We start from the raw sequence: 25,138 nt of genomic DNA on the forward strand, positions 1-25,138 counted from the left end.
CCGCCACCACCGCCGATTGGGCGTGCGCGCGGGTGCCGGAGGACGGGCGCGTACCCTTAGTCATCATGAGTGCCCCGTCCACGACGCCGCGCGCGGCCGCGACCAACTCTGGCGACGACTCCGTTTCAGCGCGTCTGACGCCGCGCCGCGACCTGGAGCCGTCCGTCTGGTCCCAGCTTGAGCCTCTGCTGCCCCAGGTCTCCAAGCCCATCCAGTACGTCGGTGGCGAACTGGGCGCGGTGACCAAGGATTGGGACGCGGCGACCGTGCGCTGGGCGCTGATGTATCCCGACGCGTACGAGGTGGGTCTGCCCAACCAGGGCGTGCAGATCCTCTACGAGGTGCTCAACGAGCTACCCGACACCCTCGCCGAGCGGACGTACGCGGTCTGGCCGGACCTGGAAGCCCTGATGCGCACGCACGGCGTGCCGCAGTTCACCGTCGACGCGCACCGAGCGGTCCGCAACTTCGACGTGTTCGGCATCTCCTTCTCCACCGAGCTGGGCTACACCAACATGCTCACCGCGATCGACCTGGCCGGCATTCCGATGCTGGCCGCCGACCGCACCGACGCCGACCCGGTGATCGTGGCCGGCGGGCACGCCGCGTTCAACCCGGAGCCCATCGCGGACTTCATCGACGCCGCGGTGCTCGGCGACGGTGAGGAGGCGGTCCTGGAGATCACCGCGATCGTCCGGGAGTGGAAGGCCGAAGGCTCCCCGGGCGGCCGCGACGAGCTGCTGCTGCGGCTGGCCCGCACCGAGAGCGTCTACGTGCCGCGCTTCTACGACGTCGACTACCTCCCGGACGGGCGGATCCAGCGGGTCGTGCCGAACCGGGCGGACGTGCCGTTCCGGGTGCACAAGCGCACGACGATGGACCTGGACGCCTGGCCGTACCCGAAGAAGCCCCTCGTCCCGCTCGCCGAGACGGTGCACGAGCGGTACGCGGTGGAGATCTTCCGGGGCTGCACCCGGGGCTGCCGGTTCTGCCAGGCGGGCATGATCACCCGTCCGGTGCGGGAGCGGTCGATCACCACGGTCGGGCAGATGGTCCGTGAGGGCCTGGAGTTCTCCGGCTTCAACGAGGTGGGTCTGCTGTCGCTCTCCTCAGCGGACCACTCCGAGATCGGTGACATGTGCTCTGGCCTCGCCGAGCAGTACGCGGGCACCAACGTCTCGTTGTCGCTGCCGTCGACGCGGGTGGACGCCTTCAACATCGACCTCGCGCAGGAGCTGTCCCGCAACGGGCGGCGTACCGGCCTGACCTTCGCCCCGGAGGGCGGGTCGGAACGGATCCGCAAGGTCATCAACAAGATGGTGTCGAAGGAAGACCTGATCCGCACCGTCGTCACCGCGTACAGCAACGGCTGGCGGCAGGTGAAGCTGTACTTCATGTGCGGCCTGCCCACCGAGACCGACGAGGACGTCCTCGAGATCGCGGACATGGCGCACGAGGTGATCAAGGCCGGTCGGGCCGCCACCGGCTCCAAGGACATCCGCTGCACCGTCTCCATCGGCGGTTTCGTGCCGAAGCCGCACACCCCGTTCCAGTGGGCCCCGATGGAACGTCCGGAGGTCATCGACCACCGGCTCAGGATCCTCAAGCAGGCGATCAACTCGGACCGCTCGCTGGGCCGGGCCATCGGCTACCGGTACCACGACGGCGAGCCGTCGCTGATCGAAGGGCTCCTCTCCAGGGGTGACCGCCGCGTCGGCTCGGTGATCCGCAAGGTGTGGGAGAACGGCGGCCGGTTCGACGGGTGGAGCGAGCACTTCTCGTACCAGCGTTGGGTGGACGCGGCGGCCGAGACGCTGCCCGCGTTCGGGGTGGATCTCGACTGGTACACCACCCGGCAGCGCGACGGGTTGGAGGTCCTGCCCTGGGACCACCTCGACTCGGGCCTGGACAAGGACTGGCTCTGGCAGGACTGGCAGGACTCGGTCAGCGAGTTCGAGCAGGACGACTGCCGCTGGACGCCCTGCTTCGACTGCGGCGTGTGCCCATCGATGGACACCGAGATCCAGATCGGCCCGACCGGCAAGAAGCTGCTGCCGCTCACCCCGCTGGGCGGCAACGGCATGAAGGTGCCGGCGAGCAACCCCTCCGTCTGACCGCCTGCCGCCAGGCGGCGCCGGGTGGCGGTGAACGCCACCCTCCACATCCGACATGTCACCCAACGGGCCCGCGTCTAGCGGGCCCGTTGGCGCTGGTCGGGCTTCGCAGCGCGCCAGCGACGCCACAGTGGCCTTCCCGCCATCGACGCCGGTCTGTGCGCCCTGGTGGTGGCTGGGGCTGCCCCGACTAGGTCAGACTCGATACGCTGCGTCTGACATGGACCGACCCCGCGGGTCGGGAACGGGGGAGGAAGCGCATGGGTGACATCCCGCCGCCGAGCGTCGGCGATCTGCACGTCAGTGTCGAGGACCTGGACGCCGCCGCCGCATACGTCGAGCGGCTGAAGCAGTACGTCGAGGACACCCTCAAGTACGAGATGGAGCGCATCAAGGAGCGGATGAAGGGCGACAGCAACAACGCCCAGACCGTCCCGAACGGCACCCCCTTCGGCGCGTACGAAGACGCCCGCATGCAGTGGCAGGCCCTGACCAGGTCCACGGGCAACATGGAGATGCACCTCACGACGCTCTCCCAGAAGCTGGCCGCGTTGAAGGAGGGCACCGAGGACATCGCCAAGGCGTTCCGCGACGCCGAGGCGCGCAACGCCGCCAACGGCAAGGAGATCGAGCGACTGCTCGAGTCGGCGGCTCCGCCGCCCGCTGCCGGCGGCCCGCCCACCTACCCGTACACGGCCTGAGGGGGACGTCATGGCTGGAGGAACTTGGGAGCGGTGCGTCCGCGAGGTGACGCTCTCCGCGGACCCGGAGACGGTCGGATCGGTCGGGATGGGGTGGAGCAACCTCTCTGCCGGCCTGCAACAGTTGCGGGACGCGCTCGTCGGCCGGTCCTTCGTCGGCCCGATCGCGACGGGTCAGGAGCGCCCGCACGTCGGCGGTCTGCCCGGGATGCTCGCCGGTTGGAAGGGCAGCGGCGGTGACGCGTACCGCGAGCACCTTGGCAAGATCGGCAAGCAGATCGAGGATCTGATCACCGACGCGAGCAACGTCAGTGGTGCGTTGACGCGGATCGAGGGCGACATCCGGAAGTCGGTCTCCACGATTCCGATCCCCCTGATGGACGACTTCGGTATCAACGAGTGGAGCCTGCCCAACGGCACCGAGCTCGACGATGCCCGGGACGGCGAGAGCTCGTCGGGGTTCCTCGCCGCGCTGCGCAAGGACTACCAGAGCAACCCCGGGTCGTACGCCGACGGCGCGTTCCGCGACAAGGCCGACGACCTGGAAGCGACCATGAAGGTCGACGGCCAGGCCGGCGACGACAAGCGCGGCGGCTGGTGGGACACCAAGTCCCACCTGGACAACTGGTACCGGGACAATCAGCAGGCGGCGAACACGGCGATGTCGCCACTACCCAAGGCGGTGTACACCGAGCGTCCCAAGCTGACCGTGACCGGGCCGGATGGACAGAACACCGCCGACGACATCCGTCGCGACCCCCGGGTTCCGCCGACGGGGCGGCCCGACATCGGTGGTGGCGGTGGACCCGGCGGGAACCCCGACATCGGTGGTGGCCCCTCGATCGGCAGCAGGCCACCGAGCATCGGCGAGACGGGGGTTCCCACGTCCAGCGTCGACCCGTTCTCACCGCCCTCATCCCGTGAGTTCGGTGAAGGGGCACCGCCCCTTGGCTCCGGCCAGCTCACGTCCCCACCGACCGGTTCCGGTTACGCCGGTTACCCGGATGGCGACGATGGCTACACCAGCGGTCTGGCCGGAGCCAGCCCGAGCGGCGTCGGTGGCGGGTACGGCGGCCTGGGTGGTGGCATCGGCGGCACCGGGGTCGGTAGCGCCGGTCTCGGTGGTGCCGGCGGTGGTTTCGGGGGTGGCCCCGGTGTCGGCGCGGCCGGCGGGATCGGTGCCGGCGGTGGCCTGGGCGCAGGCGCCGGAATGATGGGCGGCGGCATCCCCGGCATGGTGGGCGGCGGCAACGGAAAGGTGCCGCCGATGACGAGCGCGGCGAACGCGCTGCGCACCGCCGCCGGCGCGGGCGGCGGCGCCGGAATGGCCGGTGGCGCGCGTGGTGGTGCGGGCGCCGGGATGATGGGCGGCGGCATGATGGGCGGCGCGGGTGGCGCCGGACACGGCGGCGGCGGCACCGGCTCCGAGCACTCGTCGTGGTTGACTGAGGATGACGATCCGTGGGGCCCTGGTGACGGGGCGTCCCCGGGCGTCCTTCGATGAGGACGGACGGATGAGGGTGAACATTGGAGCGCTCCGGCCGGTGACCGCCTGCCTGCTGGCGGGGCTCCTGGTGGTGGGGGCCGCCCAACCGGCGGCAGCCGCTCCCCGGCGGGCCGAGCAGTGGTATCTGGACGAACTGCGGATCGACCAGGTGCACAAGATCTCGACCGGGCGGGGCGTGGTCGTGGCCGTGCTCGACAGTGGTGTCGAGGCCAGCCACCCGGACCTGCGGGGTCAGGTGCTGGCCGGTGGCCGCAGTTACGGCGCCTCCGGAGATGGCCGGGCCGACGAGGACGGGCACGGCACGCACATGGCCGGCATCATCGCGGCGAAGAGCGATGGCCGCGACGGCGTGGACGGCGTCGCCCCCGGTGCGAAGATCCTGCCGATCAAGTTGCGGAAGGGTGCCGGGACCAGCAGCGACGAGGCGTTGGCTCGCGGCATCCGGATGGCCGTCGACGGCGGCGCCAAGGTGATCAACATGTCCGTGGCGGGCGAAGGCTTCGCCAGCCCCGAGGAGGAGAGCGCGATCAAGTACGCGTTGGACCGCGACGTCGTCGTGGTCGCCTCCGCCGGCAACACCGCCAGGGGCAGCACCGCCGTGGGAAACCCCGCCAACACCCCCGGTGTGATCGCGGTGACCGGGACGACCCGGGGCGGCAGGTTCTGGTCCGGGTCGGTCCAGGGGCCGGAGGCGGTGGTCGCCGCACCGGGTGACGGCATCTACAACGTCGCGAACGAACAGGGGTACGGCTGGGGCGACGGGACCTCCGACTCCAGCGCGATCGTCTCCGGTCTCGCCGCGCTGATCCGGGCCAAGTATCCGGACCTCGACGCTCCCAACGTGATCAACCGGATCATCCGGACCTCCCGGGATGCCGGCCCATCCGGGCGGGACCCGCAGTACGGCTTTGGCGTGATCGACCCGATGAAGGCGCTGACCGCCAACGTGCCGTCGGTCACCGCCAACCCGCTGCTCGACCCGGCCGCCGCGACTGACCCGGACCCCGTCCGCACCGGGGGCCCGGATGAGGAATTCGACGTCACCCAGCACGGCGATCGGGGTGGCCCCACGGACCAGCAGGTCATGGTGGTGGTCATCGGTGTCGCCGTGGTGCTGGTGCTGTTGCTGGGGCTGGCGGTGTTCCTCATCTGGAACCGACGTCGCTACCGCCGTGAGGCGGCCCTGGCGGCCGACGTGCCGGACGAACGGTTTGACCAGCTGCCCCCCGTCGGGTATCCGTCACCCGACGCTGGTTACGCCCCGCCGCCCGGCTATCCGCCACCACCCGGGTACGCCCCGCCCTCCGGTTACGGCCCGCCCTCCGGTTACGGCCCACCTGGAGGGGCGCCGCCGCCCACCCCGCGACGGGAGCGGTAACCCGTCCTGATCGTGGTGGCCGGCTGGTGACCTGTGCGTCACCGGCCGGCCATCGGCATGTCCGGTGGGTGGTGACGACCCTACCGACCCATTTGAACCGGTCTGCCGGGGCGATTCGACCGCCCCGGCTGCGTACCGTCACGAGCCCTGCGCCAGGATGGGCGGATACGCAGGTCCACCCGAGGAGCCCACGATCGCCAGAAAGCCTCAACCCGAGGGCGGCCAGGCACCGGTCGTCCAGCGCGTCCGCATCCGGTACGCCAAGCGCGGGCCGTTGCGGTTCACCTCGCACCGGGACTTCGCCCGGGCGTTCGAGCGCGCGCTACGCCGGGCCGCTGTGCCGATTGCCTTCTCCCAGGGCTTCACCCCGCACCCGAAGATCTCCTACGCCAGCGCCGCGCCCACCGGGGTGGCGAGCGAGGCGGAGTACCTGGAGATCGGCCTCCAGGCTGCGGTCGACCCGGAGGCGTTGCGCGCCGCGTTGGACGCCGCGCTCTCGCCGGGGCTGGACGTCCTGGACGCCGTGATCGCCGAAGGGGGCAATCTGCCGGACAGGATTGAGGCGTCGCTCTGGCGCATCGAGTTGCCCGAGGTCGACACGGCGGTGCTCCGCGCCGCGGTGGACGCCTTCGTCGCGGCCGACGAGGTGCTGGTCGAGCGGATGACCAAGCAGGGCCGACGCACGTTCGACGCCCGCGCCGCCGTGATGTCGGTCGATGTCCTCGCGCCAACGCCGACGCCTTCCGGGGTGCCGGCCGTACCGTGTGCGATACTCGAACTGGTCGTGCGGCAGGTCACCCCGTCCGTACGGCCCGATGACGTCCTTTCCGGCCTCCGCGTGGTGGCCGACCTGGAGCCGCCGGTTTCGCCGAGGGTGACCCGGCTGGCTCAGGGCACGTTGACCGCGCAGGGTGCGATCGTGGATCCGTTGGATGCGGACCGCGACGGGGCAGCCATCGTTGGGCACTGACCGACGGTCGGTGCTCTGGCAGGCAGACTTCGGCGGTCGCGCACCACGCGCGCCCGGCGGAAACACTTTTGCGGCGACCCTGCGTGGCAGCGCTCACCCGCGCCCGGGCTAGCCAGAACTGGAGAACGTCCATGCTCGAGAACGAGCCCGAGGGCGGCGAACGGACCGGTTCACAGCCGGCCAGCGAGACCGCCGACCAGAGCGCCACCGCCGACGGTGCCGCCGTCGCGACCCCCACCACGGCCGTCGGTTCGGCCTCGGTGGAACCGGCTGGCGCGGAAAGCGCTGCCGGTGCGGAGAGCGCCGAGCCCGCCGCGCCGGTGCGGCGCACCCGGGCGACCCGGCGTCGGGCCGCCCCGCTCAACCAGCCGGAGCAGACCGACGTGCCGATCGAGGCCCCCACTGGCGGGGCCGGCAGTGCCGAGTCGCCGCAGGCGGAGGTCTTCGCCCCGGTCTCCGGCGATCTGGACGTCGCCCCGAAGACCCCCCGGCGCCGCCGCAAGGCGACCCCCGTCGAGACGACCGCCGAGGAGCCGCTGGTCGCGGCCTCCGCGGAGACGGCCTCGACCGAGGTGGTTCCGCCGGTCAAGGTGACCCGCACCCGGCGCAAGAAGGCCACACCCGCTGCCGTCGAGGAGCCGCCCGCCACCGAGCAGCCGGCTGCCGTCGAAGAGGTGCCTGCGGTCGCGGAACCGGTCGTCGCCGAGGAGCCGGCGGAGTCCGACCTGCGCGAGGCCGAGGCCGAGTTGAACGAGGCGGAGGCCACCCCGAGCGCGACCGCTGCCGAGCCGGCCTGGACCAGCGGCAGGCAGGAGCGCTCCGGTGAGGTGTCGCCGGGTGCCGCCGTGGCCGGTGTGACCGATGAACCGAACGAGCCGGCCGAGGTCGAGCCGGAGCAGCCGCGTACCCGTCGTCGGCGGGCCGCGCTCTCCGCGCCCACCGTGCTGTTCATGGCACCCCAGCCGGACGCTGTGCCGGTGACCCGCCCGGTGGAGCCCGCACCGGTCGCCGAGGAGCCGGTTGTCGAGGAGGCCGCCGAGCCGTCCCGCCGTCGCCGGCGCGGTCGCCGCGAGGTCGAGCCGGTCGAGGCGATCGAGGCCGAGGAGGAGCCGACCGAGGAGGCCGACGAGGCCGCCGAGGCGGATGAGGACGACGAGGACAGCGCCGCCGCGCGCCGCCGTCGCCGGCGTGGTCGCCGGGGTCGGGGCCGGGGCAAGGGCGGGGCCGACGACGCCGAGGACGACGAGTCCGAGGAGGCGGCGCAGGCCGAAGACGAAGAGACCGCCGAGGTCGAGGCCGAGGGTGACGAGGACGAGGAGGCCGAGGGCGGGGACGGCCTGACCCGTCGCCGCCGGCGTCGTCGTCGCCGTGGCGCTGGCGACACGGAGGGTGCCGCCGACGACGGCGTGCCGACCGTGGTGAAGATCCGCGAGCCGCGCCGGACCGTCGACGAGGTCCAGGGCGTGTCCGGCTCGACCCGGCTGGAGGCCAAGCGCCAGCGCCGCCGGGATGGCCGGGAGCAGAGGCGTACCCGGCCGCCGATCCTCAGCGAGTCGGAGTTCCTGGCGCGCCGGGAGGCGGTCGACCGGGTGATGGCGGTCCGCCAGCGCGGTGACCGCACCCAGATCGCCGTCCTGGAAGACGGTGTGCTGGTCGAGCACTACGTCACCCGCAACTCGTCCGGGACGATGGCCGGCAACGTGTACCTGGGCAAGGTGCAGAACGTGCTGCCGAGCATGGAGGCGGCGTTCGTCGACGTCGGCCGGGGCCGCAACGCGGTGCTGTACGCAGGTGAGGTCAACTGGGACACCTCCGGTCTGGAGGGGCGCGCCCGCTCGATCGAGCACGCGCTGCGCTCCGGCGACTCGGTGCTGGTCCAGGTCACCAAGGACCCGATCGGGCACAAGGGCGCGCGGCTGACCAGCCACATCGCGCTCTCCGGCCGGCACCTGGTCTACGTCCCCAACGGCAACGCCTCCGGGATCAGCCGGAAGCTGCCGGACAACGAGCGCAAGCGGCTGCGGGACGCGCTCAAGAAGCTGGTTCCGGACGGCGCGGGCGTGATTGTCCGTACGGCCGCCGAGGGCGCCAGCGAGGATGAGTTGGCCCGCGACGTCAAGCGGCTCCAGGCGCAGTGGGAGGACATCCAGGCCAAGGCCGCCGAGGGTGGCGGTCCGGCGCTGCTCTACGGGGAGCCCGACCTGGTCATCCGGGTGGTCCGGGACCTGTTCAACGAGGACTTCCGCGAGTTGGTGATCGAGGGCGAGCAGTCGTACGAGATGGTCGAGTCGTACCTGTCGCACGTCTCCCCGGATCTGGTCGACCGGATGCGCCGGCACGTCGGCACGAGTGACGTCTTCGCCGAGTACCGGATCGACGAGCAGATCATCAAGGGCCTGGACCGTAAGGTCTTCCTGCCCTCCGGTGGCTCGCTGGTGATTGACCGTACCGAGGCGATGACGGTCGTCGACGTCAACACCGGCAAGTACACCGGCTCCGGGGGCAACCTGGAGGAGACCGTCACCCGTAACAACCTGGAGGCGGCGGAGGAGATCGTCCGTCAGCTCCGGCTGCGGGACATCGGCGGCATCGTGGTGATCGACTTCATCGACATGGTGCTGGAGTCGAACCGCGAGCTGGTGCTGCGCCGACTCACCGAGTGCCTCGGTCGGGACCGCACCAAGCACCAGGTCACCGAGATCACCTCGCTCGGCCTGGTGCAGATGACCCGTAAGCGGATCGGCGCGGGCCTGCTGGAGGCGTTCAGCGAGACCTGCGAGTGCTGCAAGGGCCGGGGCGTCATCATCCACACCGAGCCGGTGCCGGAGAAGCCGCGCCCCGCCGGTGCGGGGGAGAAGGTCAAGGCGGTCGCCTCGTCGGTGGCCGCCGCCCCGGCCGCCGAGCAGGGCAGCACGTCGTCCCGTCGCCGGGCGCGCAAGAACGCCCCGGCCGAGCGGGCCGTGGTCGAGGTCGTCGACACCGACACCGGCGTCGAACCGGAGGTCGGCTACCAGGACACCATGGGCTACGACCTGTCCCGCTACGAGTCGGAGACGGCCGCCGCGCCGGCGATCTCCGACAGCCAGCAGGGAGAGTCGGCTCGGCTGGCCGCGGCGGACGACCCGGACGCGCTCGCCGACGGTGAGGGCGACGAGGAGAGCACCGAGGGGGGCGCCGGCCGTCGCCGTTCCCGCCGGGGCGGCACCCGTCGGCGTACGCGCCCCTGACCGCCTGACCGGCCACGTGTTTGACGAGGTCCCTTCCCCGGCAAAGTGACGGGGGAGGGACCTCGCCGTTCCGGCCACCCCCGGTCCAGGATCGGCCGCCCCGGGTCTGGAGAAGAAGATGCGTCGTCTGCTCGCTGTCACCGCGCTGGTCACCGTGCTCTCCGGCGCGGCCGGCTGCTCCACCGACCGGCCTGCGGGCGTTGCTCCGGGTTCGACCGGCGTGACCACCGGGGGCTCCGGCCCGGCGGCCGGTGGCACGTCCCCCGGGCCGACGGGCATGCCGAACAGCGGGGGTACGGCGGGCGGCAACGCCACGCAGGTCTGCGCCGCCGCCCAGCAGACCAGCACTACCGCCGTCGCGACGTATGTGGCGGAGCTGGGCCAGATGATCGCGGCGGTGGGCGCTGGGGACAGCAGCACGGCCGAGGCTGCCCGCGGGCGGGCCGAGGCGGCGTTGGCCGGCTGGCGGACCGAGCTGCGGGAGCAGTCAGCGCGGGCCACGGATCCGCAGCTCAAGACCCTGCTCACCGACATCGGCACGGAGGTGGCCGCGCTCGGCGCCGACGTCGAGTCCATCGACGAGACCGAACTCGACCGGCTCCAGCAGCGCCTCGACCAGCTCTGCGCGCGCTGACCAGGGCGGGCCGGTTTGGGGTCCGGGCCAGCAATGGCGTACTCTTGCCTGCGGCCCACCTTTGGTGTGCCGAGTTCCCGTGTGCCCGCGCCGCCGTGCACTGCTACCCGGCGAGCCGCTGCGGGGACGACCGCCAGCAGCCTCAACGACAGGGAGTCCGCCTCCGATGTACGCGATCGTCAAGACCGGCGGCAAGCAGTACAAGGTCGCCGAGGGCGACGTGATCGAGGTCGAGAAGCTCACCGGTGCCCCCGGTGACGCGGTGAAGCTCACCGCGGTGCTCCTCGTCGACGGTGACGACCTGGTGACCGACGCGGCGAAGCTTGCCGAGGTCGCGGTGTCCGGCGAAATCGCCGCGCACACCAAGGGCCCGAAGATCCGGATCCACAAGTTCAAGAACAAGACTGGCTACCACAAGCGCCAGGGTCACCGCCAGCCGTTGACCCAGGTCAAGGTGACCGGCATCTCCAGCGGGAAGTAGGTCGTCCTCCAATGGCTCACAAAAAGGGTGCGTCCAGCTCGCGTAACGGTCGTGACTCCGCGGCCCAGCGACTCGGCGTGAAGCGCTTCGGTGGTCAGGTCGTCAGCGCCGGTGAGATCATCATCCGGCAGCGTGGCACCAAGTTCCACCCCGGTGACCTGGTCGGCCGTGGTGGCGACGACACGCTGTTCGCGCTGTCCGCCGGTGCGGTCCTGTTCGGCACCAAGCGCGGTCGCAAGACCGTCAGCATCGTTCCGCAGCAGTAGTTCTCGGGCTAAGCGGGCCGCGGACCTCCGGGTCCCGGCCCGTTTGGCTTTTTTCGAAGTGCGGGGTCGGACCTCGCTGGAAGGATTGACGCCGTGGCAACGTTCGTTGACCGGGTCGTTCTGCATCTGCAGTCCGGCGATGGCGGGCACGGCTGTGCCTCGATCCACCGCGAGAAGTTCAAGCCCTTCGGTGGGCCGGACGGCGGTAACGGTGGCCACGGCGGCAGCGTGTCCCTGGTGGTCGACTCGCAGGTGACCACGCTGCTCGACTTCCACTTCCGCCCGCACATCAAGGCCGACAACGGCAAGGGTGGCGCGGGGTCGAACCGGGACGGGGCCAGCGGTCACGACCTGGTGCTCAAGGTGCCCAACGGCACCGTGGTGCAGACCGCCGACGGCACGGTGCTGGCCGACATGGTCGGCCACGGCACCACCTTCGAGGTGGCCCGCGGCGGGCGCGGCGGGCGGGGCAACGCCTCGCTGGCCAACGCCAAGCGCAAGGCGCCCGGCTTCGCTGAGCTGGGCGAGCCCGGCGAGCAACTGGACGTGGTGCTGGAGCTGAAGAGCGTCGCCGACGTGGGCCTGGTGGGTTTCCCGTCGGCCGGCAAGTCGTCGCTGATCTCGGTGATCTCCGCCGCGAAGCCGAAGATCGCGGACTACCCGTTCACCACCCTGGTGCCCAACCTCGGCGTGGTGCGGATGGACAACCACACCTTCACCGTCGCCGACGTGCCGGGCCTGATTCCCGGCGCGGCCACCGGCAAGGGGCTGGGCCTGGAGTTCCTGCGGCACATCGAGCGCTGCGCGGTGCTGGTGCACGTCATCGACTCCGCGACCCTGGAGCCCGGCCGCGACCCGGTCGCCGACATCGAGACGATCGAGGCCGAGCTGGCCGAGTACGGCGCCGGGCTCTCCGAGCGGCCCCGGCTGGTGGCCGTGAACAAGGTCGACGTGCCGGACGGCCGGGACCTCGCCGAGATCGTGCGCCCCGACCTGGAGGAGCGCGGCTACCGGGTGTTCGAGGTCTCCGCGGCCACCCGGGAGGGGCTCAAGGAGCTGACCTACGCGATGGCCGAGCTGGTCGAGGCGGAGCGTAAGGCCGCGCCGCCCGCAGACCCGACCCGGATCGTGATCCGTCCGATGGCCGTGGACGACGCCGGCTTCACCATCACGGCCGAGACCGACGGCTCGTTCACCGTTCGCGGTGGCCGGCCGGAGCGCTGGGTCAAGCAGACCAACTTCGACAACGACGAGGCCGTCGGCTACCTGGCCGACCGACTGGCCCGGCTCGGCGTGGAGGACAAGCTGGCCAAGGCCGGCGCGAAGCCCGGTGACCTGGTCCGGATCGGTCCGCGCGAGTTCGACTGGCGGCCGACGCTCTACGCCGGCGCGGACTTCGTACCCGGCAACCGGGGCACCGACGTCCGCTTGGAGGAGAAGTCGAACCGGGCCTCCGCGTCGGACCGGCTCGCCGCCCGGAAGGCCCGCCGCGTGCGGTCGGCGGACGAGGTGGGCGCGGACGCGTCCGATGACCTCGACGACCTCGACGACCTCGACGACGAGGACGACGCCGAGTAGTCCGTTGCGCTCCGTGATCGGGTTGATTTCCGGAAACCTTCGCGAAATCCACCTGTCCTAGCGTGGGGTGATGCTGATCGAGTCCCGCCCCGCCGCCGATCCGGAGATCGCCGCTTTGATCATCGCGCAGCAGCGTGAGCTGCGCGACGCTGATGGCGGGTTGGATGGGCAGGTCTTCGTCCCGCACGACGACGTCCGCTACCTGGCGGTGGTGGTGAACGGTCGGGCGGTCGCCTGCGGAGGGCTCCAGTCGATCGATGCCGAGACCGGCGAGGTCAAGCGGATGTACGTCCGGCCCGCGTACCGGGGGCGGGGCATCGCCCGTCAGTTGCTGGCCGCGCTGGAAGAGTGCGCGTTCAGGCAGGGGCACTCGGTGGTCTGCCTGGAGACCGGCACCTACCTGCCGGCGGCGATCGGGCTGTACACCTCGTGTGGCTACGACCGCATCCCGGTCTACGGCGAGTACGTGGACAACCCGTACAGCGTCTGTTTCGCCAAGCGGTTGCCGGTCGCGGCCTGACGGCTGGCGGCGGCGCTCAGGCGCCGGTGGTGGCGTGCGCGACGGTCACCGGCTTCGACTCGGCCGAGGCGTGCTGCAGCAGGTACGCGGTGAGCAGCACGTAACCGCCCATCTGGAGGAACTCCGACTCCCAGTTCTCGAAGACCGACAACGAGGCATGTCGCACCTCCTTCGCGGATCGGGTACCCCCGCAGGCGCGACCGCGAAACCCTGGACCGCCAGGTCAGTGCCGGTCGGCGGGATTGTCCAGGCGCCCTCCGGTGCCGGCCCGGTTCGACAGCAGCAGCCCGAGCGCGATCATCCCGAAGCCGAGCGCGAGGTGCAGCCAGTTGTCGGCGTCGTTGACCGGCAGGATGTTCGCCCCGCCCTCAGCGTCGATGGCCTCGATCGCCAGGCCGTACAGCCACAGAACGAGGTAGATGGCGCCCCCGCCGGCCAGGAAGAGTCGGGCGCCGGCGAGGCTCCGGGCCAGCACCAGGCCGGCCAGCCCGAACAGCAGGTGCACCGCGTTGTGCAGAACCGACACCTGGAACAGCCCGAGCAGCCGGGCGTCCGAGTGGTGCCCGGCGAACCTCAGCTCGTCGTAGTTGGTGGTGATGCCGGGGATGAAGCCGAGGACGCCGATCAGCAGGAAGGCCCCGGCCACGACCAACGCGGCCAGTTGGACCCGGGGTCGGGGCCCGGCCGGTCGGCCACCTCGCGCGTCTCGTGCCATCGCTGCCCCCTCCGTGGATCTACCAGCCCTCGCGAACCTCACTGTCCGCAGCGGCGACGTGACGCAGCCCGACGATCCCTCATTTTGAAGTCGATCCAGCGGCCGCGCAGAGAAATGCGGGAAGAGGCATGGAAGGCGAAACGCAGGGTAGGTCAATAGCCAGCGGCCGCGGCAACGCAGCCGCATCCCCCCAGCACAACCGCGACGACTTTCCGAGCGGAAGGGAAATCATGACTTACGATCTTTCACCTACGTCTTCCACCTACGGGCAGGAGTCGACCAACGGCGGTGGCGTCCGCGACCAGGCGCGCCAGGTCGGTTCAGAGGCCGCGAACGCCGGCGGCGCGGTCGCCCAGACCGCCAAGGAGCAGGGCACCGAGGTCGGCCGTGAGGCTGCCCGGCAGGCCCGCAACCTGTACGGCGAGGCCCGCACCCAGCTCGCCAGCCAGACCGGTGAGCAGCAGCGCCGGGCCGCCGGTGGGCTGCGCTCGCTGGCCGACGAGATGCGCTCGATGGCCGAGCAGGGTGGCCAGGCCGGCCCGGTGAGCGAGATGGCCCGCCAGGCCGCCGACCGGGTGCACGGCGTGGCCGGCTGGCTCGAGGAGCGCGAGCCCGGCGACCTGATCACCGAGGTACGCGACTACGCCCGGCGCAACCCGGGCACCTTCCTGGTCGGCGCGGCGGTTCTCGGCGTACTGGCTGGCCGGCTGACCCGCGGCATCTCCGCGGCTGGCGACGACTCCGGCAACGGGTCCTCGAACCACCGCGGCGCTGGGGCGTACGACCCCGAGCAGACCGCCGTGATCCCGACGCCGGCGCCCCGCGTGGCGCAGGACACTGTCCCGGCGGCCGGCTACCTCGACCCGACCCCCGGCACGTACACCGAGCCGACCCCGGGTGGGTACGCCGACCCGGTGCCCGGCGACTACGCCGACCCGAGGCGGGGCGACTACCCGGAGCAGACCGGCACCGCCCAGCCGTTGCCGCCGGTGACCCAGACCGACCCGCTGCCGGGCGTGCCGTCCAGCGGCACCATCCGCCCGTGACCCACCGAGCCATCCGAAGGGAGGCGACGGCATGAGCATGCCGACGCAGGGGTCCGGTCTGGACTCCGGTCACCACCCCGACGCGGGTGCACCGCACACCGCGGCGGAGGTGAAGGGCAGTTCCATTGGTGAGCTGCTGCGCCAGGTCACCACCGACATGTCGACGCTGATGCGCCAGGAGGTCGAGCTGGCCAAGGCCGAGATCCGCCAGGAGGGCAAGAAGGCCGGCAAGGCGGCCGGGCTCTTCGGCGGCGCCGGCTTCGGCGGCTACATGGTGGCGCTCTTCGTGTCCATCGCCGTGTGGCAGTTCCTGGACAACGTCATGGACTCCGGCCTGGCCGCGCTGATCGTGGCCGTGATCTGGGCCGTGGTCGCCGCGGTCCTCTACTCCATGGCCAAGAAGAACGCCCAGCACGTACGCGGGCTCAAGCAGACCAACGACAGCGTGCAGCGGATCCCCGACGCGCTCAAGCCACACCCGGAGGGAGTCACCCGATGAGCACCGATCCCGATCAGATCCGCCGGGAGATCGAAGCCACCCGTAACAGCCTCAGCTCCGATGTGGACGCGTTGGCGTACAAGGTCAACCCCAGCCGCATCGTCGACGACCGCAAGCAGCGGGCCCGTTCCGCTCTGCAGAATGTGAGGGACAAGGTCATGGGAACCGCGTCTGACCTCGGCCACGGCACCGGCCACGCCGCCCACTCGGTGGGCGACCGCGCCTCCTCGGCGGCCTCCAGCGTCAGCGACGCCGCGCAGTCGGCCGCCTCTACCGTCAGCGACGCCGCCCACAGCGCGCCGCGGGTGATCCGGCAGAAGTCCCAGGGCAACCCTCTCGCCGCCGGTCTGATCGCGTTCGGGGTCGGCTGGCTGGCCTCGTCGCTGATCCCGGCCTCCCGCCGTGAGCAGGAGGCCGCGACCCAGATCAAGGAGAAGGTCAGCGAGCACAGCGGGGTGGTGAAGGAGAAGCTGGGCGAGGTGGCCAGCGAGCTCAAGGAGGAGCTGCGCGAGCCGGCTCAGCACGCCGCCGAGTCGGTGAAGTCCACCGCCCAGGGCGCCGTGGACACCGTCAAGGGCGACACCAGGTCCGCCGCGCAGGACGTCAAGGACCAGGCCCAGCAGTCCCGGCACCAGGTCAGCTCCTGACCTCGCGTCACTGCAATCGCGACAGCTCGCGGACACCTCGGTGTCCGCGAGCTGTCGCGTTTCCGTACGGCGATCTTGCAGTTTCGGTCTCACTTTTGCCGGCCGGTAACCGTTTTGTCCAGACCGAAAGTGCAAGATCGCGGGAAGGGTGCCGTTAGCGGGGACGGGGGCGGGTTTGCAGGGTGTGAGGCCGGTGGGCGGCTCGGGTGATTCGGGTGTCGCCGTAGCGGACGCCGCCGAGCAGGAACCTCTGGGCGACCGCGAGCCAGCCGCACACACCGCGCTCCAGCAGCCAGACCGGGGCCGCCAGCGCCGTTGTCGGCGGGAAGACCGCGGTGCCGCCCGCACGACGGCGTCCCAGCTCGGCAAGGGCGACGGTGCCGGCCGCCGCGCCCAGCACCAGCGCGGGCCGCCGGGCCGCGACCGCCGCGGCCAGCGCCGGCAGCACCGCGAGCGCGGTCAGCAGGCGGGCCGGCTGGGCCAGATCGTCGTACGCCTGACGGACACGTTGGCCGCGGAAGTGGGCGGCGTTCGGAGGCAGTCGGCGTACGTACAGCCAGGCCGGGGCGGCCTCGGTGCCGTCGTACGCGCGCATGGTGCGAATCAGCTCCAGGTTCTCGAAGAGCACGTCCGGGTCGTACCCGCCCATGGCGAGGAAGGTGCTACGACGCAGGGCGAGGGTGCCCGGGTAGTCCGCTCCGAGCGCCCGGTTGAGCAACGTCCGGCCGGTGTCCCACCAGGCGTGCCAGGGCAGCGGGTCGAAGTAGTTCTGCGGTCGTACCAGATCGACCCGGCCCAGCAGCCGGTGCGCAGCGGTCAGCCCGGCCTCGTCGTACCGGACGTCGTCGTCGGCGATCACCACGTGCTCGTGGCCCGCCGCGCGGACGCCGGTGAGCACGCCGATCACCTTGCCGTTGAGCCCACGCTCGGCGGTGTCGGGTGGGAGGTGCCGGATCACCCCTCGCCACGCTTCGGCGTGCCGCGCGAAGAGTTCCGGTGCCGAGCCGTCGACAACGAGCACCTCGACCCTGTCAGCCAACCAGCGCAGGTAGCCGGTCAGCTCGGCCAGGCCGGTGTCGGTGTGCCAGCGCAGCGGCAGCACGTACGTCATCGGCAGGCGGGCCGGCGACGTGCTGGCGCCGTCGTGTCCGACGTCCCACCGGCGCCCCGCGCGGCGGGCGTCACCGGTGGGGCTGGCCAAGGACATTGCTGCCTCCTGGGCAGGACGGGGATGGCGCCGGTGGCTCGCCGTCGGCACCGCACCCGCCTCGCTACGGTCGCCCGAATGATCGGCAGGTGGGGTCAGGCGGTACGGCGGATGGTGGTGAGGGTCAGGCCGATGGGCGGCAGCGCGGGCATCCGGTGCAGGTCCAGGGCCAGGTTCTGGGCGGGGATGTCGTACCGCATGGTGGTGGTCAGGTTGGCGACCGCCCGTTTCATCAGGTCGATGGTGATCCATTCGCCCGCGCAGCGGTGCCCGGCCCAGTGGTCACCGCCGCCCTGCGGGATCAGCTCGAACGGGTCCACGTGGCGGCCGGCGAACCGCTCCGGGCGGAACAGCTCCGGTTGTGGCCAGAGTGTCGGGTGGTGGTTGGTGCCGTAGAGGTCGAGCAGCACCCGCCGGCCACGGGGGAAGTGGTGGCCCTGCCAGTCGAAGGAACGCCGGACCCGGGCCGCCGCGATCGAAAAGAACGGGTAGTAGCGGCGTACCTCCTGGACGAAGTGCTCGGTGGCCTCGTCGTCGTCGCGGACCCGCTGCCGCCAGGCCGGATGGTCGTGCAGGGCGAGCGCGGCGAAGGCCATGTACTGGTCCACGGCGACCACCGGCCGCAGCACGTTGAGCAGTTCCACTGCCGCGATCCGCCGGGGGAGGAGCCTGCCCCGCGCGTCCCGGTGCTCGGCGATCACCGCAAGGGCGCTGCCGGCCGGCGCTGGCGAGCGGCCCACCCGGGTCCGCTCGACGAGGTCGGCGAGCCAGCGTTCGGCACGGTGCCGGGCGAGCCGGCCCCGCCAGTGTCGGGGGCCGGCCACCGCCGAAGCCTCGATCATGGCGTGCAGCTCGACGGCGCGGCGGTCGACCTGCGACGCGGGCAGGGGCACCCCGGCCCAGGCGCAGACCACCCGGGTCAGCAGCCGGCCCAGCTCGTCGTAGAGAATCACCGGCCCGGCGGCCTCCCAGGCGGGGAGCCGGGCCCGCCACTCGTCGTCGAAGAGCTGGCCGAGCTGCCGGATGGCGGTCGGCGTCATGATCGACATGAACATGGCCTTGCGGTCGGAGTGCTCCGGCCCGTCCAGCCCCTGCACGCCGCCCCGACCGGTGAGGGTCCGCTGCACCCGCAACGGCATCGCGTTTCCCCGTTGGAAGCGTTCGTTGTCGTAGAACAGCACCGCCGCCGGCCGGCCGCGGAGGCAGATGGTCGGGGTGAGCAGGATCCGGGTCTGGAAGACGTCACTGCCGTACCGCTCGCAGCGTTCGCCGATGAACCGGTAGCCGGCGCGGAGCAACGCGAGGGTGCTGTCCGGGCTGCGGTCGGCCGGCATGGTCGCCATCGGGTCTCCTCACACGCAGGTGCGGCCGGTCACCGCCGGCCGGCTGCGTGTACCCCTGTCACCGCGGCTGAATCCCCGAGCCGACGCCGCGCCGGCTGGCCCCTCCCAGGGGCGTCGGAACCTGGTTTGCTGCTGGTGGGGCAACCACGGGGAGGGCGGATGCGAGACAACAGATCACCGTTCTGGCGGCAGCGGCGAGCGGTCGGGGCACTGGGAGGAGGCCGCGACGCGCGGTCATTGATCGGGCCGCCCCGGCGACCCACCCGGCCGCACCGGTTCTTCACCGTGCACCTGGGCTTCACCGCGCCCGATGCGGCCGACGCCCGCGAGCAGGCAGTGGCGTACGCGGAGGCGCTGAACCTGCTCCGCCCGGAGGTGGCGCTCGGTGCGGCGGCCCTGTCGCCGGCCGACGCCTGGCACCGGGCCGAGCGGTTGTTCTGCGGGGCGGTCGGCCCGGACGGAGAACGCTGCGTCGACGTGGCCGACCACCCCGGCTTCCACCACGCCCCGGGCCCCGGTGGCCTCGGCTGGGGTGACGGCTGACCGAGCTGTCCCACAGGGGTCGGGCAGCCGCCCGGCCGGAGCGTGATGACTCTGCGGTATCACGATGCCGCAGAGTCATCACGCTCGCGGGCTGCGCCGTCCGACGGTCAGTCCAGGTCGAACTCGCCGTCCTGCGCGCCGGCCACGAACGCGTCCCACTCGGCCTGGGTGAAGACCAGCACCGGGCCCGCCGGCTCGGCCGAGTTGCGCATCCCGATCAGATCGTCGACGAAGGCGACCTCAACGGCGCTGTCGGAGGTGTCCCCCTCGGCCCGCTGCCAGACCGCCCGAGAGAGGTCGAAGTCGCCCTTGGGGTGCTGCGCCATGGTTCTTTCCTCCAGTGCCGAGGGTCGTGTGGTGACCGGGTGCCGATCCCCATCGGGCAGGATAAGCGGATGCCGAGCCTGACCCGTGTAGAGGCGACCGCGCGTGGCGCGGCGATTACTGTCGAGTCCTATCAGGTGGACCTCGACCTGACCGGTGGCACGGAGCTGTTCCACTCCCGCGTCGAGATCCGGTTCCGGGCGACCCCCGGCGCCTCGACCTTCGCCGAGGTCAAGCCCGCCCAACTGCTGGGTGTACGCCTCAACGACCTCGACCTCGACCCCGACCTGTTGACCGACAACCGGCTGCCGTTGAGTGACCTGGCCGCGGAGAACACGCTGGTCGTCGAGGCGGAGATGGCCTACTCCAACAGTGGGGAGGGGATGCACCGCTTCGTCGACCCGGCCGACGGTGAGACCTACCTCTACGCAATGACCTTCCTCGACAGCGTGCAGCGCATCTTCGCAGCCTTCGACCAGCCCGACCTGAAGGCGTCGTTCACCCTCGCGGTCAGCGCTCCGCCGGAGTGGACGGTCGCCAGCAACGCCGAGGTGGCCGCCAACCCCGCTCCCGGTCGCTGGGAATTCGCCCCGACCGCGCCGCTGGCGACCTACTTCTTCTCACTGATCGCCGGGCCGTACCACGTGCGGCGGGCCGAGCACGACGGCGTGCCGCTGGGCATCTACTGCCGCCGGTCGCTCGCCGAGCACCTGGACGCCGATGCCGACGAAATCTTCACCATCACCCGGCAGTGCCTGGACCGGTTCCACCAGCTCTTCACCGAGCGCTACCCGTTCGGCAAGTACGACCAGGCGTTCGTGCCCGAATTCAACGCCGGCGCGATGGAGAACCCGGGCCTCGTGACCTTCCGCGACGACTACGTGTTCCGCTCGGCGGTCACCGACACCCAGCGCGAGCAGCGGGCCACCACCATCGCCCACGAGATGGCACACATGTGGTTCGGTGATCTGGTCACCATGCGCTGGTGGGACGACCTGTGGTTGAACGAGTCCTTCGCGGAATATCTGGGCACCCGGGTCACCGCCGAGGCGACCCGCTTCGACCAGGCGTGGACCACCTTCGCCATGCGTCGCAAGGCGTGGGGCTACGCCGCCGACCAGCGCCCCTCCACCCACCCGGTCGCCCCGGAGGAGGTGGCCGACGCCGACGAGGGCCTGCTCAACTTCGACGGCATCTCGTACGCCAAGGGGGCCAGCGTGCTGCGGCAGCTGGTCGCGTGGCTCGGTGACGACGCGTTCCTCGCCGGCCTGAACGCGCACTTCGCCGCACACCGCTTCGGCAACGCCACCCTCGCCGACCTGTTGGCCAGTCTCACCACCGCGAGCGGCCGGGACCTGTCCGGCTGGGCCGATGTGTGGTTGCGCCGGCCGCAGGTCAACACGCTGCGCGCCGAGGTCGCCGTCGACGCCGACGGCCGCTACACCGAGGTGGCCGTGGTGCAGACCGCGCCCGAGTCGTACCCGGTGCTGCGCCCGCACCGGATCGGCGTGGGCCGTTACTCGGCCGACGGCACCGCGCAGCGCGACGAGGTGGATCTCGATCCGGGCGCCGACGGCGGCCGGGTCGTTCTCGGCGAACTGACCGGCCAGCCGGCGGCCCAGCTGCTGCTGCTCAACGACGGTGACCTCACCTTCGCCAAGGTGCGCCTCGACCCGGCGTCGGCGGACGCCGTGCCGCTGGTGCTGCCCGGGCTGGCCGACCCCCTCACCCGGGCGGTTCTCTGGGGCGAGGCGCTGGACGCGGTGACCGACGGGGAGCGCCCAGTCACCGGCCTGGTCGGCCTGATGGTCGCCGCGCTACCCGCCGAGACCGAGGTGATCATCGCCGAGGACGTGCTCACCCTCAGCCGGTCGCTGGTCGACCGCTACCTCGACCCGCTGACCCGGTCGGCGGCGCTGGCCCGGGTCGCCGGGGCGTGCCGGCAGTTGCTCGACGGCGCGGCGGCGGGGGAGTCGTTGCAACTCGCCGCAGCGCGGGGCTGGATCGCCGCGACCACGGACGCGGACCTGCTCATCGGCTGGCTCGCCGGCCGGGACGTGCCGGCGGGGCTGAAGGTCGACGCCGAGTTGCGCTGGGCGGTGCTACGTCGGCTGGTGGTCCTGGGTGCCGCCGGCGAGGCGGAGATCGCCGTCGAGGCCGCCGCCGACCCCAGCGCCATCGGCGTGGAGCGGGCCGCCCGCTGCCGGGCCGCCCTGCCCGACCCGGTCGCCAAGCAGGCCGCATGGGACATCATCGTCCGGGACACCGAGCTGTCCAACCGGCTGCTGGAGGCGACCGCCGAGGGGTTCTGGCAGCCCGAGCAGGCCGAGTTGACCGCCGCGTACGTCGAGCGGTATTTCGCGGACATGCCGGCCGCCGCTCGGGGTCGTACCCCGTGGACGGCCGACCGGGTGGCAGCCCTGGCGTTTCCCCGCTACGCCGTGGCACAGCCGACCCGGGAGGCGGCCGCGGCGCTGCTGGCCCGCGACGACCTGACCCCGGGCCTGCGCCGCGTGGTCACCGACGCCGACGACGACCTGCGCCGCGCGCTGGTCGCCCGGACGGCGGTGGCCGCCGCTGCGGCCTGAGACCGGTCGGGCGCGGGGTGGCTGGTCGGCCACCCCGCGCCCGTGTTCAGCGCAGCGCGGGCTCCGCCGTGACCGGCGCGTCCCAGTCGATGACGTAGCGCTGCTCGTGGGCGACCGTTTTCTCCGGGTCCATCGCGGTACGCGTCAGCAGGGGCATCAGCAGTGGCATCAGCGTCCGGGCGACCGGCCCGGGCGCCTTGGCATGGTTGATTCGCGCCGCGCGGGCGGCGACCTTCTCCACCCGGGCGCGGCGCAGCCGCTCGTACGCGGCGAACGCCGATGCCACGTCCGGCAGGTCGCGCAGGCAGCGGGCGAGCTGCACGGCGCTCTCGATGGCCAGCGACGCGCCCTGCCCGGAGCTGTTCGACGGTGCGTGCACCGCGTCGCCGACCAGCACCATCCGGCCCCGGTGCCAGTGCGGCACGGGCGGCATGATCTGCAGCGACCCGACCACCTGCAGCTCGTCGGCGTTGCTGGTCGCCATCAACTCCCGCCCCGGGTCGTCGTCGCCGTAACTGGCGCGCAGCGTCTCCAGCCACTGCGCCGCCGGCACCGCGCGGGCCTCGACCATGCTCATCGGCCGCTGCTGCGGCAGATTGGCCCCCCACCGGGTGCCGCCGCCGGGCTCCGGCCAGTAGAGGTAGTAGCCGCGTCGGCCGAACGCGAAGGTCATCGTGCCCGGCTCGACGTCCACCTCGTGCCGGGCCACCGCCTCGAAGCTGAGCAGCCCGGTGAACCGGGGGCCGGGCGCGGCCGGGTCGATGAGGCCCCGGACCGTCGACCGGATGCCGTCCGCGCCGATCAGGATGTCGGCGGTGGCGGTGCTGCCGTCCTCGAACCGGGCCGTCACGCCACTCTCGGTCTGCTCGGCGTCGACCAGCCGCCTGCCGTACGCGAACGGGACGCCCTCGGCGACCGCCCGGTCGTGCAGCACCCGGTGCAGCTCGGCTCGGTGCACCACGCGCAGCGGCGGCACTCCGGCGAGCGTGGGCAGGTCGATGCGGCGTCGACCGACGGCCATGACGCTGCGCTCGATCGGGGTGGCGATCGCCGTCACCGCTTCGGCCGCACCGACCGTGCGCAGCGCCGCCACCCCGTTGGGCGCGAGGGCGAGGGTGCCGCCGATGCCGCTGGTGGTGGTCGGGTACGCCTCGTGGACGGTTGCGGTGATGCCGGCGCGGCGCAGCGCGAGTGCCGTCACCGGCCCGGCGATGCCGCCGCCGATGACGATCGCGGTTCGTACCGTGGTCATGCTCTCTCCCTGGGTGTCGTCGGTCCGTGCGCGGGCGAACCGACCTGGGAGGGAACCCGGTTATCCTCGTGTTGCCGCTTCGGGCCGGGTGCCCTTCCAGGTGTCGGTTCGAGGTAAGGGCTCCGGCGGGGTGTTGGCGCACCCCGCCGGGGCCGTCCGTCAGTCGGGTGTGCCGGGGTCCGGAGTGCTGGTCCTCTGCGCCAGCTCGGTCAGCTCCGCCGGCACCTCGCCGGTCTCGTGGAAGGCCCGCCACATGGCGAGCCCTGGGTAGCTGCCCGAGGTCAGCTCGGCGAGCAGCGCCCGCAGCCAGGCCGCCTCGGCGGCTCGCATGGCCAGGTCGTACTCCGACTCCACCAGGAACAGCCGCGGGATCTCCCGCAGGTACGCGTCGAGCGTTTCGCGGTCCTGGCGGATCGCGTCCTCCAGTTGGTCGAGGCGCTGCCGCAGCAGGTCGGTGGCCTCGTCGGGATGCAGTGCGGCGAGCACGGACAGGCCGGCGCGGAAGCGGGGATGCTCGGGCATCGGGGTGGAGACCAGCTCGCGGGCCCAGTCGACCAGCTCGGCCCGCCCGGCGTCGGTGATCCGGTAGACGGTGCGTTCCGGGCGTCGGCCTTCACGGAGGCTCTCCACGGCCTCGATCATGTGGTGTTTGTCCATGTTGCGGATCACCGTGTAGAAGGACCCCCACTTGACCTCCATGTCCTGGTCCTTGCCCCAGGCGCGCAGTGTCGTGGCGATCTCGTACGGGTGCATGGGCCGCTGGACCAGGGCGGACAACACGGCCAGCGCCAGCAGGTTGCCGACCTTGCGCCGCTTCGGCACGACGCCCTCCAATTCCTTGTATCCGATTACTTGTCCGCGAGTATATGCGCACGAGTGCTCGGAACGCGACCCCTCGACCCGGGCCGCAACGGTGCGCCGCGACGTCCGGCCTACGATCACGGGGTGGAGGAAGATATCCGGCGGATCGGGATCATGGGTGGCACCTTCGACCCGATCCACCACGGGCACCTCGTCGCGGCCAGCGAGGTAGCGGACCGGTTCGGCCTGGACGAGGTGGTCTTCGTCCCCACCGGGCAGCCGTGGCAGAAGGCCGACGAGCCGGTCAGCCCTGCCGAGGACCGGTACCTGATGACGGTCATCGCCACCGCCTCCAATCCCCGCTTCCAGGTCAGCAGAGTCGACATCGACCGCAGCGGGCCGACCTTCACGGTCGACACCCTGCGCGACCTGCAAGCTGAGTACGGCGCCAAGGTGCAGCTGTTCTTCATCACCGGCGCGGACGCGCTGCAACGCATCCTGTCCTGGAAGGACCTGGACGAGATCTTCGAGCTGGCCCACTTCATCGGGGTGACCCGGCCCGGCTTCCCGCTGACCGACAAGCACCTTCCGGCCGACACCGTCAGCCTGATCCAGGTGCCCGCGATGTCCATCTCGTCGACCGACTGCCGCGCCCGGGTCGCCCGGGGCGAGCCAGTCTGGTATCTGGTGCCCGACGGTGTGGTGCAGTACATCGCCAAGCGGAGCCTCTATCAACGCTGACCACGCCCGGTATGGCCCTTTCTGTGCGCCTAACCGACCAGAACTGACCGGTCGAG

At 71.7% G+C, this 25,138-nt stretch carries 24 protein-coding genes; 17 read left to right on the forward strand and 7 right to left on the reverse strand.

Annotated features, from left to right (window positions below):
* The first annotated feature begins 65 nt into the window (after positions 1 to 65).
* The 11 genes from ABZS37_RS26130 (at position 66) to ABZS37_RS26180 (ending at position 13,376) form a co-directional block, all read left to right on the forward strand.
* A complete protein-coding gene (locus tag ABZS37_RS26130) occupies positions 66 to 2,114 on the forward strand; it encodes a TIGR03960 family B12-binding radical SAM protein (protein ID WP_355173111.1) in 2,049 nt (682 codons plus the stop codon).
* 260 nt (positions 2,115 to 2,374) lie between these two features.
* Positions 2,375 to 2,815, forward strand: coding sequence for a hypothetical protein (locus ABZS37_RS26135; RefSeq protein WP_355173113.1), 441 nt, complete (start codon positions 2,375 to 2,377; stop codon positions 2,813 to 2,815).
* 10 nt (positions 2,816 to 2,825) lie between these two features.
* Positions 2,826 to 4,319, forward strand: coding sequence for a hypothetical protein (locus tag ABZS37_RS26140; protein WP_355173115.1), 1,494 nt, complete (start codon positions 2,826 to 2,828; stop codon positions 4,317 to 4,319).
* A 10-nt stretch (positions 4,320 to 4,329) separates the two neighbouring features.
* Positions 4,330 to 5,700 carry a type VII secretion-associated serine protease mycosin gene (mycP, locus tag ABZS37_RS26145; RefSeq protein ID WP_355173117.1) on the forward strand — a complete coding sequence of 457 codons (1,371 nt, stop codon included), beginning with the start codon at positions 4,330 to 4,332 and terminating at the stop codon, positions 5,698 to 5,700.
* A gap of 157 nt (positions 5,701 to 5,857) precedes the next feature.
* Positions 5,858 to 6,670, forward strand: a complete 813-nt coding sequence (locus ABZS37_RS26150) for a TIGR03936 family radical SAM-associated protein (protein WP_354997225.1) — start codon at positions 5,858 to 5,860, stop codon at positions 6,668 to 6,670.
* A gap of 131 nt (positions 6,671 to 6,801) precedes the next feature.
* Positions 6,802 to 9,897 carry an Rne/Rng family ribonuclease gene (locus ABZS37_RS26155; protein ID WP_355173119.1) on the forward strand — a complete coding sequence of 1,032 codons (3,096 nt, stop codon included), beginning with the start codon at positions 6,802 to 6,804 and terminating at the stop codon, positions 9,895 to 9,897.
* Between the two features lie 118 nt (positions 9,898 to 10,015).
* A complete protein-coding gene (locus tag ABZS37_RS26160) occupies positions 10,016 to 10,531 on the forward strand; it encodes a hypothetical protein (protein WP_355173121.1) in 516 nt (171 codons plus the stop codon).
* Positions 10,532 to 10,697: 166 nt separating this feature from the next.
* Positions 10,698 to 11,012, forward strand: coding sequence for a 50S ribosomal protein L21 (gene rplU, locus ABZS37_RS26165; protein WP_007464063.1), 315 nt, complete (start codon positions 10,698 to 10,700; stop codon positions 11,010 to 11,012).
* An 11-nt stretch (positions 11,013 to 11,023) separates the two neighbouring features.
* On the forward strand, positions 11,024 to 11,278 hold the full coding sequence (gene rpmA, locus ABZS37_RS26170; RefSeq protein ID WP_007464062.1) for a 50S ribosomal protein L27: 255 nt from the start codon (positions 11,024 to 11,026) through the stop codon (positions 11,276 to 11,278).
* 93 nt (positions 11,279 to 11,371) lie between these two features.
* Positions 11,372 to 12,856: a GTPase ObgE gene (gene obgE, locus ABZS37_RS26175; protein WP_355173123.1), complete on the forward strand. Its 1,485-nt coding sequence runs from the start codon at positions 11,372 to 11,374 to the stop codon at positions 12,854 to 12,856.
* A 70-nt stretch (positions 12,857 to 12,926) separates the two neighbouring features.
* Entirely contained in the window at positions 12,927 to 13,376 is a 450-nt protein-coding gene (locus tag ABZS37_RS26180; protein WP_355173125.1) for a GNAT family N-acetyltransferase, read from the forward strand.
* Between the two features lie 16 nt (positions 13,377 to 13,392).
* Here the strand turns inward: ABZS37_RS26180 and ABZS37_RS26185 are convergent, their stop codons facing one another.
* Positions 13,393 to 13,542, reverse strand: coding sequence for a DUF6766 family protein (locus tag ABZS37_RS26185; RefSeq protein ID WP_355173127.1), 150 nt, complete (start codon positions 13,540 to 13,542; stop codon positions 13,393 to 13,395).
* Positions 13,543 to 13,599: 57 nt separating this feature from the next.
* On the reverse strand, positions 13,600 to 14,091 hold the full coding sequence (locus ABZS37_RS26190) for a DUF4383 domain-containing protein (protein WP_355173129.1): 492 nt from the start codon (positions 14,089 to 14,091) through the stop codon (positions 13,600 to 13,602).
* A 230-nt stretch (positions 14,092 to 14,321) separates the two neighbouring features.
* Between ABZS37_RS26190 and ABZS37_RS26195 the strand changes: the two genes are divergently transcribed.
* From ABZS37_RS26195 to ABZS37_RS26205, 3 genes are read left to right on the forward strand one after another with little or no spacing between them, the layout of a single operon-like run.
* Positions 14,322 to 15,137 carry a hypothetical protein gene (locus tag ABZS37_RS26195; protein ID WP_355173131.1) on the forward strand — a complete coding sequence of 272 codons (816 nt, stop codon included), beginning with the start codon at positions 14,322 to 14,324 and terminating at the stop codon, positions 15,135 to 15,137.
* 31 nt (positions 15,138 to 15,168) lie between these two features.
* Positions 15,169 to 15,636 (forward strand): phage holin family protein, encoded by a 468-nt coding sequence (locus ABZS37_RS26200; RefSeq protein WP_355173133.1) that lies wholly within the window; start codon positions 15,169 to 15,171, stop codon positions 15,634 to 15,636.
* Positions 15,633 to 16,283, forward strand: coding sequence for a DUF3618 domain-containing protein (locus ABZS37_RS26205; RefSeq protein WP_355173135.1), 651 nt, complete (start codon positions 15,633 to 15,635; stop codon positions 16,281 to 16,283). Before ABZS37_RS26200 ends, ABZS37_RS26205 begins: the two co-directional genes overlap by 4 nt.
* A gap of 154 nt (positions 16,284 to 16,437) precedes the next feature.
* On the opposite strand, the gene ABZS37_RS26210 is transcribed toward ABZS37_RS26205, so the two are convergent.
* Positions 16,438 to 17,490, reverse strand: coding sequence for a glycosyltransferase family 2 protein (locus ABZS37_RS26210; RefSeq protein WP_355173137.1), 1,053 nt, complete (start codon positions 17,488 to 17,490; stop codon positions 16,438 to 16,440).
* Between the two features lie 95 nt (positions 17,491 to 17,585).
* Positions 17,586 to 18,833 (reverse strand): cytochrome P450, encoded by a 1,248-nt coding sequence (locus ABZS37_RS26215; protein WP_355173139.1) that lies wholly within the window; start codon positions 18,831 to 18,833, stop codon positions 17,586 to 17,588.
* A gap of 159 nt (positions 18,834 to 18,992) precedes the next feature.
* Between ABZS37_RS26215 and ABZS37_RS26220 the strand changes: the two genes are divergently transcribed.
* On the forward strand, positions 18,993 to 19,376 hold the full coding sequence (locus ABZS37_RS26220; RefSeq protein ID WP_355173141.1) for a hypothetical protein: 384 nt from the start codon (positions 18,993 to 18,995) through the stop codon (positions 19,374 to 19,376).
* Positions 19,377 to 19,483: 107 nt separating this feature from the next.
* On the opposite strand, the gene ABZS37_RS26225 is transcribed toward ABZS37_RS26220, so the two are convergent.
* On the reverse strand, positions 19,484 to 19,702 hold the full coding sequence (locus ABZS37_RS26225) for a DUF397 domain-containing protein (protein ID WP_354997211.1): 219 nt from the start codon (positions 19,700 to 19,702) through the stop codon (positions 19,484 to 19,486).
* Positions 19,703 to 19,771: 69 nt separating this feature from the next.
* Here ABZS37_RS26225 and pepN point away from each other — a divergent pair, with 69 nt between their 5' ends.
* The gene (gene pepN / locus ABZS37_RS26230) at positions 19,772 to 22,288 is read left to right on the forward strand and encodes an aminopeptidase N (RefSeq protein WP_355173143.1); all 2,517 of its coding nucleotides are present in this window, start codon (positions 19,772 to 19,774) and stop codon (positions 22,286 to 22,288) included.
* 46 nt (positions 22,289 to 22,334) lie between these two features.
* Here the strand turns inward: pepN and ABZS37_RS26235 are convergent, their stop codons facing one another.
* Positions 22,335 to 23,540, reverse strand: a complete 1,206-nt coding sequence (locus tag ABZS37_RS26235; RefSeq protein ID WP_355173145.1) for an FAD-dependent monooxygenase — start codon at positions 23,538 to 23,540, stop codon at positions 22,335 to 22,337.
* 159 nt (positions 23,541 to 23,699) lie between these two features.
* Complete coding sequence (locus ABZS37_RS26240; RefSeq protein WP_355173147.1) at positions 23,700 to 24,362, reverse strand: PadR family transcriptional regulator; 663 nt, start codon at positions 24,360 to 24,362, stop codon at positions 23,700 to 23,702.
* Between the two features lie 123 nt (positions 24,363 to 24,485).
* On the opposite strand from ABZS37_RS26240, the gene nadD reads away from it, so the two are divergent.
* On the forward strand, positions 24,486 to 25,082 hold the full coding sequence (nadD, locus tag ABZS37_RS26245) for a nicotinate-nucleotide adenylyltransferase (RefSeq protein WP_355173149.1): 597 nt from the start codon (positions 24,486 to 24,488) through the stop codon (positions 25,080 to 25,082).
* Positions 25,083 to 25,138: the final 56 nt, after the last annotated feature.

The sequence above is a fragment of the Micromonospora sp. NPDC005413 genome (assembly GCF_040606435.1).
Classification (GTDB): Bacteria; Actinomycetota; Actinomycetes; order Mycobacteriales; family Micromonosporaceae; genus Micromonospora.

Bases quoted from the DNA above. Each gene is read 5' to 3' on its own strand.
- ABZS37_RS26130 (WP_355173111.1), top strand. From the start codon at position 66: ATGAGTGCCCCGTCCACGACGCCGCGCGCGGCCGCGACCAACTCTGGC.
- ABZS37_RS26135 (WP_355173113.1), top strand. From the start codon at position 2,375: ATGGGTGACATCCCGCCGCCGAGCGTCGGCGATCTGCACGTCAGTGTC.
- ABZS37_RS26140 (WP_355173115.1), top strand. From the start codon at position 2,826: ATGGCTGGAGGAACTTGGGAGCGGTGCGTCCGCGAGGTGACGCTCTCC.
- mycP (WP_355173117.1), top strand. From the start codon at position 4,330: ATGAGGGTGAACATTGGAGCGCTCCGGCCGGTGACCGCCTGCCTGCTG.
- ABZS37_RS26150 (WP_354997225.1), top strand. From the start codon at position 5,858: ATGGGCGGATACGCAGGTCCACCCGAGGAGCCCACGATCGCCAGAAAG.
- ABZS37_RS26155 (WP_355173119.1), top strand. From the start codon at position 6,802: ATGCTCGAGAACGAGCCCGAGGGCGGCGAACGGACCGGTTCACAGCCG.
- ABZS37_RS26160 (WP_355173121.1), top strand. From the start codon at position 10,016: ATGCGTCGTCTGCTCGCTGTCACCGCGCTGGTCACCGTGCTCTCCGGC.
- rplU (WP_007464063.1), top strand. From the start codon at position 10,698: ATGTACGCGATCGTCAAGACCGGCGGCAAGCAGTACAAGGTCGCCGAG.
- rpmA (WP_007464062.1), top strand. From the start codon at position 11,024: ATGGCTCACAAAAAGGGTGCGTCCAGCTCGCGTAACGGTCGTGACTCC.
- ABZS37_RS26180 (WP_355173125.1), top strand. From the start codon at position 12,927: ATGCTGATCGAGTCCCGCCCCGCCGCCGATCCGGAGATCGCCGCTTTG.
- ABZS37_RS26190 (WP_355173129.1), bottom strand. From the start codon at position 14,091: ATGGCACGAGACGCGCGAGGTGGCCGACCGGCCGGGCCCCGACCCCGG.
- ABZS37_RS26195 (WP_355173131.1), top strand. From the start codon at position 14,322: ATGACTTACGATCTTTCACCTACGTCTTCCACCTACGGGCAGGAGTCG.
- ABZS37_RS26200 (WP_355173133.1), top strand. From the start codon at position 15,169: ATGAGCATGCCGACGCAGGGGTCCGGTCTGGACTCCGGTCACCACCCC.
- ABZS37_RS26205 (WP_355173135.1), top strand. From the start codon at position 15,633: ATGAGCACCGATCCCGATCAGATCCGCCGGGAGATCGAAGCCACCCGT.
- ABZS37_RS26210 (WP_355173137.1), bottom strand. From the start codon at position 17,490: ATGTCCTTGGCCAGCCCCACCGGTGACGCCCGCCGCGCGGGGCGCCGG.
- ABZS37_RS26215 (WP_355173139.1), bottom strand. From the start codon at position 18,833: ATGGCGACCATGCCGGCCGACCGCAGCCCGGACAGCACCCTCGCGTTG.
- ABZS37_RS26220 (WP_355173141.1), top strand. From the start codon at position 18,993: ATGCGAGACAACAGATCACCGTTCTGGCGGCAGCGGCGAGCGGTCGGG.
- ABZS37_RS26225 (WP_354997211.1), bottom strand. From the start codon at position 19,702: ATGGCGCAGCACCCCAAGGGCGACTTCGACCTCTCTCGGGCGGTCTGG.
- pepN (WP_355173143.1), top strand. From the start codon at position 19,772: ATGCCGAGCCTGACCCGTGTAGAGGCGACCGCGCGTGGCGCGGCGATT.
- ABZS37_RS26235 (WP_355173145.1), bottom strand. From the start codon at position 23,540: ATGACCACGGTACGAACCGCGATCGTCATCGGCGGCGGCATCGCCGGG.